Origin of the sequence: Brevundimonas sp. SGAir0440 (assembly GCF_005484585.1) — a bacterium.
Classification (GTDB): domain Bacteria; phylum Pseudomonadota; class Alphaproteobacteria; order Caulobacterales; family Caulobacteraceae; genus Brevundimonas.
The window spans coordinates 1,866,955-1,879,712 of record NZ_CP039435.1 but is presented as its reverse complement, the minus strand read 5'-3'; the positions used below and the strand labels follow the sequence as shown (position 1 = coordinate 1,879,712).

Here is a 12,758-nt window from a genome sequence, read left to right as displayed (position 1 = left end):
CCTATGGACTGACCAAACCCATCACGCGTCCGTGAGGTTCCGAAAAATCAAAAACTTGGTCATATCCAACAGGGCTCAGGCGTCCTCCAGCATGACGACGCCCGGCGCCGATTTCAGCGCGCCGCGCAAGGCGCCGTCCAGGCGATAACGGCCCGGAATTTTGACCTCGACCTCGCGTCCCTGCTCGAGACCCGCGATCATCAGAGACACCTCTCCCCCCTTGCCGATCGCACCTGATCGCGCGCGTTCCAGCCTCGCCTTCAAGGCCTCGGCGTCCGCGCTGCGGGCCGAGACATGGATACGCAGGCCGATGTTGGCGTCGTCCAGCAGATTGTCCATCTGGGACGCGTCGTCGCCGAAGAAGCGCACCTCCCCCTCCGACGACTTGGCGCGCACCCGCACCATGACCGAGGCGCCGGGCTCCAGCACCTCGCGACATTTGCGAAGTTGTTCGGGCGGGAACAGGCATTCGAACTCGCCGGTCGGATCCGAGAAGGTCACGAAGGCGAACTTCTCGCCGGTCCGCGCGCTGGCCCGCTCCTGCTTGCGACGCACGACACCCGCCATTTGGAAGGCTTCGTGGCCGGATTCCGCCAGCGGAATCGCTTCGGCGACGAAGGTGACGCGTTTGCGCTTCAGGGCTGAGGTCATCTCGTCCAGCGGGTGGCCAGACAGATAGAAGCCGACCGCCGACAGTTCGTGATCCAGCCGCTCCGGCCCGACCCAGGGCTCGACGCTCTTCAGACGCGGGCGCGCGGCATGGGCCTGGTCGCCGCCGAACAGCGACACCTGCGACGACGCGCGTTCGGCCGCCACGCTCTGGCAATAGGCCATCAGCACGTCGGCCTGTTCCAGCAACTGACGCCGGTTGGGGTGGATGCTGTCGAAGGCGCCGGCCTTGGCCAGGCCTTCCAGCGCGCGCTTGTTGACGCTGCGCGGATCGACGCGCTCGAGGAAGTCAAAGATGTCGGCGAAGCGGCCGCCCGTCTCCCGAACCTCGATGACGTGTTTCATCGCCTCGAGACCCACGTTTCGGATCGCGCCCAGGGCGTAGAGCACCGCCCCCTTGTCGTCGTCCCAGGCCACGTCGAAGTCGGCCGACGAGCGATTGATGTCGGGCGCCAGAACCGGCACGTCGAACCGCTTGGCGTCCTGATAGAAGACCGCCAGCTTGTCTGTGTTCGACAAGTCCAGGCTCATGGACGCCGCGAAGAACTCGACCGGCTGATTGGCCTTCAGCCAACCCGTCTGGAACGAGATCAGAGCATAGGCGGCGGCGTGGGACTTGTTGAAGCCGTATCCGGCGAACTTGGCCACCAGATCGAAGATGGAGCCGGACTGCGCCTCCGGCACGGCCTTTTCGGCGGCGCCCTTGACGAAGCGGAGGCGCTGGAAATCCATCTCCTCCTTCTTCTTCTTGCCCATGGCCCGGCGCAGCAGATCGGCCTCGCCCAGGCTGTAGCCCGCCAGGATCTGGGCGATCTTCATCACCTGTTCCTGGTAGATGATGACGCCGTAGGTCTCGGTCAGCACCTCTTTCAGGCTGGGGTGCAGATAGTCGACCTCGGCGCGCCCGAACTTGCGGTCGATATAGGTGTCGATCATCTCCATCGGCCCCGGCCGATAAAGCGAGATCAGGGCGGTGATCTCTTCAATGGAGCCGCAGCGCATCTTGCGCAGGGTGTCGCGCATGCCCTGGGATTCCAGCTGAAACACCCCGACCGTCTGGCCAGAGGCCATCAGCTCATAGGTGCGCGCGTCATCCAGCGGCAGGCTGTTCCAGTCCCTGGCTGCGCCGCGCCGTTCGAGATAGCCGCGCGCCCGATCCAGCACCGTCAGCGTCTTCAGGCCCAGGAAATCGAACTTCACCAGGCCCGCCGGCTCGACCCATTTCATGTTGAACTGGGACGCCGGAATGGTGGAGCGCGGATCCTGATACAGCGGCACCAGTTCCGTCAGAGGCCGGTCGCCGATGACGATGCCGGCGGCGTGGGTCGAGGCGTTGCGGTACAGCCCCTCCAGCTCCAGCGCGGTTTCAAGCAGGGTCTTCACCGCCGGCTCGGCGTCGCGCGCCTCCTTCAGGCGCGGCTCGATGTCGATGGCCTGGGCCAGGGTGACCGGGGCGGCCGGGTTGTTCGGCACCATCTTGCAGAGCCGGTCGACCTGACCCAGCGGCATCTGCAGCACCCGGCCGACGTCGCGCAGCACGGCCCGCGCCTGCAAGGTGCCGAAGGTGATGATCTGGGCCACCCGGTCCTTGCCGTAGCGGTCCTGCACATAGTCGATCACCTCTTCGCGCCGCTCCTGGCAGAAGTCGATGTCGAAATCGGGCATGGAGACGCGTTCGGGGTTCAGGAACCGCTCGAACAGCAGGCCAAACCGCAGCGGGTCCAGATCGGTGATGGTCAGGGACCAGGCGACCAGCGAGCCGGCGCCGGAGCCGCGCCCCGGCCCCACGGGAATGCCGTGGGTCTTGGCCCATTTGATGAAGTCCGACACGATGAGGAAGTAGCCGGGGAAGCCCATCTGCTGGATGATCCCGACCTCCCATTCCAGGCGGGTCCAGTATTCCTCTTCGGGAACGGCCGGCGTGACCTCGGTCAGGCGGACCTTCAGCCCCTCGCGCGCCTGGTGGGCCAGTTCATCGGCCTCGGAGCGCCCGGCGCCGGTGTCGAAGCGCGGCAGGATGGGCGCGTGCGTATTGACCGCGAAGGCGCAGCGGCGCGCGATGTCGATGGTGTTGTCGCACGCCTCGGGCAGGTCGGCGAACAGCTCGCGCATGACGGCGGCCGGCTTGAACCAGTGTTCGCCGGTGATGCGGCGGCGATCCTCCTGCCCGGTGAAGGCGCCGTCGGCGATGCACAGCAGGGCGTCGTGCGATTTCGCCTGCGCCGCCTTGGCGTAATAGACGTCGTTGGTGGCGACCAGCGGCACGTCGTTGGCATAGGCCCATTCGACCAGCCCCGGCTCGGCGCGCTTTTCGTCCTCCAGCCCGTGGCGTTGCAGCTCGACGTAGAAGCGGTCGCCGAACGCCGCCTTCATCGCCGCCAGAGCGGCGGCGCCTTCGGCCTTCTTGCCTTGGGCGAACAGCGGATCGACCGGGCCGTCGGGGCCTCCGGATAGCAGGATCAGGCCTTCGGAGCGGGCGACCACCTGCTCCCAGGCCACGCCCGGCTCGGCCGTCTCTCCGGCGTCCAGATAGGCGGAAGACGAGAGGGCGCACAGGTTCAGCCACCCGGCCGTATCCTGAGCCAGCAGAACCACGGTCGGAACCTTGGCCCAGCGGGCGTTGATCTGGCCGCCGATCCCGAAGACCGGCAGGGCGCAGGCCACGAGCGGCTGAACGCCTGCATCCTTCGCCGTCTGGCTGAACTCCAGCGCGCCGAACAGATTGGCCCTGTCCGCCACCCCGACCGCCGGCATCCCGGCGTCGGCCGCCAGCTTGCCGACCTTGGCCGCCTTGATCGCGCCTTCCAGCAGCGAATAGGCCGAGCGGACCCGCAGATGGACAAAACCCTGACTGTTCACCGGCTCGTTCACGCCTTCTTCGATCCTGGCCCGCTGAAGAGCCCTACTCTACCCTGAGTCTCATATCGGGCGGCGCGCGGCCATCGCAAACCAGCCGCCCGACGGATCGGCTGTGGATCGCTGGCTTCAGACGGTTCTCGAAAAAACACCGTCTAAAGTGTCTAGTTCGTCTGATCTCAGGCGGTGACGCTGATCGCCACGGTCCAGACCATCCACACGAAACCGCCGCACGACGCCAGCGACAGCATATCCCTCATCAAACGCGGCATGACCTTGGCTCCGAGACATCCGATATGTTCTTCTAATGTTCTATGTTGGCGTTTTGTTCCGGTCAAGTCGTTGCCGGTGAAACCGTTTGCGCGTCGCCGTCGTAGTCAATGCAACAGGAGATGAGACCATGTCCCTTCGCACGAATGCCCTCGCCGCCGTTGCATCCTTGACCGTCGTTGCCCTGGCGATCGGCGCGCCCCTGGCCCGTCAGGCCGAGGCGCAGACGGCGCTTCAGACCGCGATCTTCGCCGGTGGCTGCTTCTGGTCGGAGGAGAAGGCCTTCGATGACGTGCCGGGGGTGCGCTCGGCCGTGTCGGGCTTCGTCGGGGGCCACACCGCCAACCCGACCTATGTGCAGGTGGTGCGCGGCGGCACCGGCCATATGGAGGCGGTGCAGGTCACCTTCGATCCGCGCGTGGTCAGCTATCGCACCCTGGTCGATCGCTACTGGCGCACCATCGACCCGACCGATCCGAACGGTCAGTTTTGCGACCAGGGGCCGTCCTATCGATCCGCCGTCTTTGCGACAGCGGCCCAACGCGCGGACGCGGTCGCCTCGCGCGATGCGGCCATGCGAGTGTTGAGAAAGAGCTTCACCACGCCGGTCGTCGGCGCCCAGCGGTTCTGGCCGGCGGGCGAGGAGCATCAGAACTACGCCAAGCGCCACGCCGCCAGCTATCAGGCCTACCGGATAGGATGCCGCCGCCCCGAACGCCTGCGAGCGATCTGGGGCGACGCCGCCGTAAGCTGATTGATCGGCATTGGCTCAGTAGGCGTGGCTCTGAGCCTCGCGCTGTTCCAGATGACCGTCTTTCAGGGCGAAGACGCGGTCCATGTGGCCGGCCAGCTCCATATTGTGGGTGGCGATCAGGGCGGCGACGCCTGTGGTCTTAGCCAGGTTGCGCAGGGACTCGAACACGGACTGGCTGGTGGTCGGATCCAGATTGCCTGTCGGCTCGTCGGCCAGCAGCAGCCGCGGGCCATTGGCGAGGGCCCGTGCGATCGCGACGCGCTGCTGTTCGCCGCCCGACAACTGAGCCGGCTGGTGCGTCAGGCGTTCGCCTAGCCCCAGGGCCGTCAGCGTGACCTCGGCCCTTTTGCGAGCCTCGTCCTGCGACACCCCGGCGATCCGCATCGGCAGGGCGACATTGTCGCGCGCATCGAACTCGGGCAGCAGGTGGTGGAACTGATAGACGAAGCCGATCCGGCCCAGGCGCAGGCGCGTGCGCGCGCGCTCGTCCAGATCGCCGACCTGTTCGCCGTCGATGGCGACCGTGCCGCTGGTGGGCCTCTCCAACAGGCCGGCGGCGTGCAGCAGCGACGACTTGCCCGAGCCCGACGGTCCGATCAGCCCGACCAGTTCGCCGGGATAGACGTCCAGATCGACGCCCTTCAACACGGTCAGACCGCCTTGGGCGGTGTCGTAGGTGCGGGTCAGGCCGCGCACCGAAAGGATGGGAGCCTTACTCATAGCGAAGCGCCTCCACGGGATCGATGCGAGACGCGTTCCAGGACGGCGGCAGGCTGGCGATACAGCTCATCAACAGGGACCAGAAAGCCACCCAGGTCACGTCCACCGGATCGACCAGGGCTGGGATGGCGTCCAGCATATAGACATCGGAATCGAACAGCTTGGTCTGCAGCACGAATTCCAGGAAATGCTGGATCGAGCCGATGTTCCAGCAGAACAGCAGACCCAAGATCAGGCCGGCGATGGTGCCGGCGACCCCGATCATGGCGCCGGCCATGAAGAAAACGCGCAGGATCGCCGAGGGGCTGGCGCCGATGGTGCGCAGGATGGCGATGTCGCGGCCCTTGTTCTTCACCAGCATGACGATGCCGGAGATGATGTTCATGGCGGCGATGGCGACGACGAGGCCCAGGATGATGCTCATGGCCACGCGTTCGACCTTCAGCGCGCCGTAGAAGGCGGCGAGGCGCTCGCGCCAGTCGCTGACGACCGAACCAGGACCGGCCGCGTCGCGGATGGCGGGGGTCAGGGCGCCGACCTGATCGGGATCGTCGACCTTGATCTCGATCGCATCCCAGACGCCTTCCTTGCCGAAGAAGAGCTGCTGCTGCTCCAAAGGCATAAACATGAAGGCGCGATCGTAGTCGGCGGCGCCCGAACGGAACAGGCCGCCAACGAAATAAGTCTTCTCGAGCCCGCCGAGGTTGCCGAAAGCGCTGTCGGCCCCGGTCGGCGAATAAACCGTGATGGCATCGCCGACACGCAGCCCCAGCGAGTTCGCCAAAGCCGCGCCGATCAGCACTCGGTCGCCGCCATAAGCGCCTTGACCGAAGCTCGCCCGCTCCTGGGGCGACAAGCTGTCAAAGACGTACTGCGTTTTGGCCAAATCCTGTGGGCGAATACCCTTGACCATCACGCCCGTTGTGAAGTTGCCCACACGGATCAGGCTTTGGGCTTCGTTCAGCGGATTGACGCTGTAAACGCCCGGGATCGCCTCGATCTTTTTCAGGACGGCGTCTCGATCAGGCGACGTCAGAACCGGGCCTTGCACATACATGTGGCCGTTGAAGGCCAGCATGCGGCCCAGCAGTTCGCTGCGGAAGCCGGACATGATGCTCATCACGCTGATAAGCACGGCGACGGCCAGCATGATGCCGATGAAACTGATGACGGCGATGGTGGCGACGCCGCCTTCCTTGCGCTTGGCGCGGAGGTAGCGAAGGGCCAGGCCGATCTCCCACGAGGAGAAGGCGCCGGACGGACGAGACGGCAGGCTCAAGCGGTCAGCCTTTCGATAGCTTCGGCGAGCGGCACGGAGACCTTCTCGGCGGTGGCGCGACGTTTCAGTTCGACCACGCCGTCCGCCAGCCCTTTGGGGCCGATGGTCAGCTGCCACGGCACGCCGATCAGGTCGGCGGTGGCGAACTTGCCGCCGGGACGTTCGTCGGTGTCGTCGTAGAGGACGTCCTTGCCGAGTTTCTCAAGCTGAGCCACCGCGTCCTCGCAGGCGGCCGAGACGGCCTCGTCATTGGCGCGCAGATTGATCACGACCACGTCGAACGGCGCGACCGCGTCGGGCCAGATGATGCCGCCGGCGTCGTGGCTGGCCTCGATGATGGCGCCCAGCAGGCGCGACACGCCGACGCCATAGCTGCCCATGTGGACCTCGGCGTCCTGACCGTCGGGCCCGGCGACCTTGGCCTTCATCGGGGCGGAGTATTTGGTGCCGAAGTAGAAGATGTGGCCGACCTCGATGCCGCGCGCCGACAGGCGGTCGCCCTCGGCGGTCTTGGCCTCGAACTGCGACGGATCGTGCATCTCTTCGGTGGCGGCGTAGAGGGCGGTGCGTTCGTCGAAGACGGCCTGCACGGCTTCCGGGCTGAAGTCGTCGCCGGGCGCGGGCATCTCGACCAGCTTGCGGTCGCAGAAGACCTCGCTCTCGCCGGTTTCGGCCAGGACGATGAACTCGTGGCTCAGATCGCCGCCGATGGGGCCGGTGTCGGCGCGCATCGGCACAGCCTTCAGGCCCATGCGGGCGAAGGTGTTCAGATAGGCGACGAACATGCGGTTGTAGGCGACCCGGGCTGCGGCCTCGTCCACGTCGAACGAATAGGCGTCCTTCATCAGGAACTCGCGCCCGCGCATCACGCCAAAGCGCGGACGACGCTCGTCACGGAACTTCCACTGGATGTGAAACAGGTTAAGCGGCAGCGACTTGTAGGATTTCACATAGGCACGGAAGATGTCGGTGATCATCTCCTCGTTGGTCGGTCCGTACAGCAGTTCGCGCTCATGCCGGTCTGTGATGCGCAACATCTCGGGGCCGTAGGCGTCGTAACGGCCGCTCTCGCGCCACAGATCAGCCAGTTGCAGCGTCGGCATCAGCAGTTCGACGGCCCCGGCCCGCATCTGCTCCTCGCGCACGATCTGCTCGATCTTTCGCAGCACCTTCAGACCCAGCGGCAGCCAGGCGTAGATGCCGGCGGCCTCCTGCTTGATCATGCCGGCGCGCAGCATCAGCTGGTGCGAGACGATCTGGGCGTCCGAAGGAGCTTCCTTCAGCGTGGGCAGGAAAAAGCGCGACAGGCGCATGGTCGGGAATCCTAGGCGTAGAGTCGGAACAAGGCTTTAGCCGCTCAGACGGGGCGAAAGCTAGGCCGATGCGTCGTTTAGACGGCCGGGCCGCTGGCGAAGTTCGGCAGGGGCAGCCAGCCCGTGAAGATCAGAACCATGACGAACGCCCAGACCAGGGCCGAGACCCAGGTGGTCGTCAGGAACTTCTTCTTCAGATTGGGCGTCTTGGGCGCGCCCCATTGTGAGCCGTCGGTCGGCGGCTCGTGCGTCTCGCTCGCCGTGCCCAGCGGCAGCACTGCGAACAGCACCGTCCACCAGGCGATGATGTAGATGCCGACCATGGTGAAGACGCCGATAGGCATGACGGACCTCTAGGGATGGGGTCGGCCGACGCCGTAGCGGGCCGCCAGATAGGGAGCGATGGCGTGATCCTGAAGGAAGCGCCGACCGGTCGTTTGGCTGACCTCGGCCTCGGGCCAATCCAGCGCGCCGTCCAGGATCAGGATGGGGCAGCTCTGATGCGCCTCGCCGACCTGGTCGATAACCGGCTGACGCGGGCGCGGATGGTCCAGATAGACGACATCGAGCACGTCGCGGAGCTGAGGATAGAAGGCCAGGACACCCTCGATATAGGCGCCCGGCGGGCAGAACCACGGACCGCCCTGATCGTCGTGCCAGTCGGGGTTCAGCAGGAAGAGTCGCTCGGTCATTGGCGTGGATATATCCGAGTTGAGGCCGTCGGCGCGACCGCTATTCGCACGATGCGCCAAACCCCGGCGCCCGTAGCGCCAGAAGGATCGAAGAACGCGCCTGCTGCGTGATCGCCCCGGCGCCTTGCAGCACGCAACCGACCGCCGTGTTCGAGTTGGGCGCCAGAAGGCCGTAGGTCAGACCTTCCTGCGCCAGCCGCGCCTGTGCGCCCTTCAGCATCTCGACCGCCGTCGCGACGCGCGCCGGGTCGGTGGTGATCCGCGTCATCTCGTGCAGCGCCTCGCCCGAGCTGGGAAAGTCATAGGCGTTCGGATCGAACGGCGCGATCTCGGCCGACAACCGCTCGGGATGAATATCGATGCCGAACTTGGCGTTCTGACTGGCGGAGAAGGCGATGGCCGGCCCGCTCTCAGGCACGACCAGAATATAGGCATGACGCGGAAACAGCAGATATTGCGCCATGAACTTTGTCACCGGCACCAAAGGCATCCCGTCCGGTCCCAGGGCATGGGCGCCGACATAGACGCCCGACGGCACGCTGCGTTCATCGATCCGGCCGTTCAGCTTCAGGATGCGATCGACCATGACGTGGTCGAGCAGAAAGACGCCGTCCTCCGCCTCGCGCTCCAGATAGGCATGGATGGCGGCGGTGTCGGGCGCCGGGCCGAGATCGCGACCATAGACGGTCGGAAAGGCAGTCGGCGACATCGGCTGGCCGTCAGGCGGGCTGAACCACAGCACGCGCAATTCGTGAACCGTCCGCGCCAGGGGATCTTCGCCCCGGAACGTCGACAGGCTGAGCACCAGATTGACGACGGCGAACAGGGCGACGAACCCGACCAGTCCCTGCCCCGTGATCACCGCCCATCGCCGCCACCCACGCAGCGGATGGCGGGCGTGCCGGATCCGCTCCAGCAGGCGGCGCGCACGGGCAGGCTTTTTCGACATGCGTTTCCCCGAGCGTTCAGGCGCACGACCAATGCGCCCGAACGGTCAAGGTTGCATCAGACGCGCAGGACGACGGTCTCGACGATGGGACGACGATCCCAGATCTGCTGGCTGGCCTTTTTCAGCACGCGGGCGACGGCCTGTTCGATGACCATTTCGTCGTCCAGCGCATCGCCCTTCAGGCCCTTGACCACCTGTTCGACGCGCTCGGCCAGCTTGTCCAGCGCATCGCCGAGCGGCGTGGCGGTGTCGCCGGGCAGGCCGACGCTGCGGATGTCGATGTCGCTGGCGATGCGACCGCGCTTGTCCAGGGCGAAGCTGACGATCAGCACGCCGTTGGTCGAGGCGTGACGACGTTCCTTCAGGGCCTCGCCCTGCTCGGTCACCAGCATGCCGCCGTCGACGTACAGCCGACCGTTCGGCACCTCGTCGATGATCTTGGCCGGCCCAGGAGCCAGGCGGACCATGTCGCCGTTGCGCGGCGTCACCGTTTCCGGAACGCCCATGTCCTTGGCCAGGTTGGCGTGTTCCAACAGGAAGCGACGCACGCCATGGGTCGGCACCGCGATCTGCGGCCGGGCCCATTCGTACATCTGCTTCAGCTCGTCACGGCAGGGGTGGCCCGAGACGTGGATGCCCGGATGGTCCTTCTCGGTGTAGAGCCGCACGCCGCGATCCGCGAGGCGGTCCTGCAGATTGCCGATCGCCAGTTCGTTGCCGGGGATCTGGCGCGACGAGAAGATGCAGTGGTCGCCCAGACCCAGCTTCACGACGGGATGGGTGCCATCGGCGACGCGCGACAGGGCCGCCCTCGCCTCGCCCTGGCTGCCGGTGCACAGATACAGGATTTCATCGGCGGGCCAGACGCGGGCCTCCTCGTCCGACAGGAAGGGCTTCACGTCCTTCAGCATGCCGACGTGTTTGGCTGCCGCCGTGATCCGGTGCATCGAACGGCCGGCCAGGGCCACGCGACGCCCGCAGGCCTCGGCCGCGCGGATCACGCTTTCCATCCGGGCGACGTTGGAGGCGAAGCAGCCGACCGCAACACGCCCCTTCAGGCTGGCGATCAGCTTGGAGATGGCGACGGCGACATCGCCTTCGGACCCAGCGACGCCCGGCACGAAGACATTGGTCGAATCGCAGACCATGGCCAGCACCCCTTCGTCGCCCAGGGCGCGAATGACGGGGGCGTCGGTCTTGGTCCCGATCACCGGCTGGTCGTCGATCTTCCAGTCGCCAGTGTGGAACACCATGCCCAGCGGCGTATCGATGGCCAGGCCGCTGGGCTCGGCGATCGAGTGGGTCATGTTGACGAAGGTCACGCCGAACGTGCCAATATCGACGGTCCCACCCAGCGGCACCTCGATCAGCTCGACCTCGTCCAGAATGCCGCGCTCGCGCAGCTTGTCGCGGATCAGATAGGCGGTGAAGGGCGTGGCGTAGATCGGCGCCTTGATGCGCGGCCACAGCCAGCCCAGGGCGCCGATGTGATCTTCGTGCGCGTGGGTCAGCACGATGCCCTTGATGGTCTCACCCTCCAGGAAGGTGGGATCGGGCACGATCACGTCCACGCCGGGCGTAGACAGGTCGCCAAAGGTGACGCCGACATCGACGATCAGCCATTCACGGTTCGCCTCTGGGCCGAAGCCATAGGCGTTCAGGTTCATACCGACCTCGTCCGAGCCGCCCAGCGGCAGGAAAACGAGTTCGTCTTGGGTTTGCTTTTTCATTCAATCAGTCAGATGGGCGTTACGACGCCAGATTTCGAGGAGGCCGCGAATAGTCAGGTCGGGATCGAAGTGATCGATGCTGTCGGTCGCGCCTTCGAACAGGCTGGCGACCCCGCCGGTGCCGACGACGGTCATGGGCTTGCCCCACTCCGACTTGATGCGCCCGACCAGGCCTTCGATCAACGAGATATAGCCCCAGAAGACGCCGGACTGCATGGCCTCGACCGTGCCCTTGCCGATGACGTTCTCGGGCTTCTGGATGGCGATGCGCGGCAGTTTGGCCGCCGCCTCGTGCAAGGCCTGAAGCGACAGATTGATGCCGGGCGCGATCAGACCGCCCTCGAAGGCGCCGTCGCCCGAGACGATGTCGAAGGTCGTCGCCGTGCCGCTGTCGATCAGCAGAAGGTCGCCGGGATACATCAGCGAGGCGCCCACGGCGTTCACCAGACGGTCGGCGCCCGCCTCGCTGGGCTTGGCGATCCGCACCTCGATGCCCAGCTCGGCGTTCTCGCCGATGACCAGCGGTTCGATGTTCAGATAGCGCCGCGCCAGATTGCGCAGGTTGAAGATCGACTGCGGCACGACGCTGGAGATGATGCAGCCGCTCAGCGCCCCGAAGGCCAATCCCTTCATCACCATCAACTGGTTCAGCCAGACGGCGTATTCGTCGGCCGTGCGGCTGGCCTCGGTCGCGGCGCGCCACTGGGCGATCCAGTCCGAACCGTCATGGACGGCGAACAGCGTATTGGTGTTGCCCTGCTCAATGGCGAGAAGCATCAAGCGGCTTTCCCGAAGAAGACATCGCCCGCGGAAATCAAACGCACGGAGCCGTCGGCAAGGCGCAGGCGCAGGGCGCCGTCCGGCTCCACGCCCTCGGCCAAACCTTCCAACGTCTCATTGTCCAGACGCGCGACGCATGGTCCGTTCAGGCCCGTCAAACGACTGGTCCAGGCGTCGAGCACGGGCTCGAAGCCCATCGTCTGCCAGCGCCCCCACCAGACGGCGAAGGTCTCGGCCAGGATTTCGGCGGCGGCCTCGATCGGCGGGACATAGGCCAGGTCGGCGCGCAGACGTTCGGCGACCGAGGTCGCCCCCCGTTCGGTGCCCTCGGGCGCATGGGCCAGATTCACGCCGATGCCGACCGCAAGCCAGAGGTCGCCGTTCGCATGCCGGCCGGATTCGACCAGGATGCCAGACACCTTGACCCCGTCCAGCAGGACGTCGTTGGGCCATTTGATCGAAACAAGCGCGGGCGAGACGAAGACGTCCAGCAGGTCTGCGACGGCCAGGGCGGCGATGAAGGTGGCCTGGGCCGCCTCCGCCGCCGACTTGGGCGTGGTGATTAGAAGGGTGGCGGCCAGATTGCCCTGATCGGTGTCCCACTTGCGACCCCGCCGACCGCGACCGGCGGTCTGGCGGCGCGCCACGATCCAGCGCGGGCCCGCCTCTCCGGCCTCGGCGAGGCGGCGCGCCTCGGCGTTGGTCGAGTCGATCTCGTCAAGGATGACCAGTGGGACGGGCGCCAA

General features: G+C 66.1%; 11 protein-coding genes. 1 reads left to right on the top strand and 10 read right to left on the bottom strand.

Annotated features, from left to right (window positions below):
• Positions 1-75: 75 nt before the first annotated feature.
• Positions 76-3,540, bottom strand: a complete 3,465-nt coding sequence (dnaE, locus tag E7T10_RS09230; RefSeq protein WP_137721562.1) for a DNA polymerase III subunit alpha — start codon at positions 3,538-3,540, stop codon at positions 76-78.
• Between the two features lie 385 nt (positions 3,541-3,925).
• On the opposite strand from dnaE, the gene msrA reads away from it, so the two are divergent.
• Positions 3,926-4,549: a peptide-methionine (S)-S-oxide reductase MsrA gene (gene msrA / locus E7T10_RS09225; protein WP_137721561.1), complete on the top strand. Its 624-nt coding sequence runs from the start codon at positions 3,926-3,928 to the stop codon at positions 4,547-4,549.
• 15 nt (positions 4,550-4,564) lie between these two features.
• Here the strand turns inward: msrA and E7T10_RS09220 are convergent, their stop codons facing one another.
• From E7T10_RS09220 to E7T10_RS09180, 9 genes are all read right to left on the bottom strand, one after another.
• Positions 4,565-5,269, bottom strand: coding sequence for an ABC transporter ATP-binding protein (locus E7T10_RS09220; RefSeq protein WP_137721560.1), 705 nt, complete (start codon positions 5,267-5,269; stop codon positions 4,565-4,567).
• Positions 5,262-6,548 (bottom strand): lipoprotein-releasing ABC transporter permease subunit, encoded by a 1,287-nt coding sequence (locus E7T10_RS09215; RefSeq protein WP_137721559.1) that lies wholly within the window; start codon positions 6,546-6,548, stop codon positions 5,262-5,264. Before E7T10_RS09215 ends, E7T10_RS09220 begins: the two co-directional genes overlap by 8 nt.
• Complete coding sequence (gene proS, locus E7T10_RS09210) at positions 6,545-7,861, bottom strand: proline--tRNA ligase (RefSeq protein WP_137721558.1); 1,317 nt, start codon at positions 7,859-7,861, stop codon at positions 6,545-6,547. Before proS ends, E7T10_RS09215 begins: the two co-directional genes overlap by 4 nt.
• 77 nt (positions 7,862-7,938) lie before the next feature.
• Positions 7,939-8,205, bottom strand: coding sequence for a DUF1467 family protein (locus E7T10_RS09205; protein WP_017503976.1), 267 nt, complete (start codon positions 8,203-8,205; stop codon positions 7,939-7,941).
• A gap of 9 nt (positions 8,206-8,214) precedes the next feature.
• Positions 8,215-8,553 carry a DUF3088 family protein gene (locus E7T10_RS09200; RefSeq protein WP_137721557.1) on the bottom strand — a complete coding sequence of 113 codons (339 nt, stop codon included), beginning with the start codon at positions 8,551-8,553 and terminating at the stop codon, positions 8,215-8,217.
• Between the two features lie 40 nt (positions 8,554-8,593).
• On the bottom strand, positions 8,594-9,502 hold the full coding sequence (locus E7T10_RS09195; RefSeq protein ID WP_137721556.1) for a hypothetical protein: 909 nt from the start codon (positions 9,500-9,502) through the stop codon (positions 8,594-8,596).
• A 56-nt stretch (positions 9,503-9,558) separates the two neighbouring features.
• Positions 9,559-11,232, bottom strand: a complete 1,674-nt coding sequence (locus E7T10_RS09190; protein ID WP_137721555.1) for a ribonuclease J — start codon at positions 11,230-11,232, stop codon at positions 9,559-9,561.
• Positions 11,233-12,012 (bottom strand): type III pantothenate kinase, encoded by a 780-nt coding sequence (locus E7T10_RS09185; protein WP_137721554.1) that lies wholly within the window; start codon positions 12,010-12,012, stop codon positions 11,233-11,235.
• Positions 12,009-12,758, bottom strand: coding sequence for a biotin--[acetyl-CoA-carboxylase] ligase (locus E7T10_RS09180; RefSeq protein ID WP_082503565.1), 750 nt, complete (start codon positions 12,756-12,758; stop codon positions 12,009-12,011). Before E7T10_RS09180 ends, E7T10_RS09185 begins: the two co-directional genes overlap by 4 nt.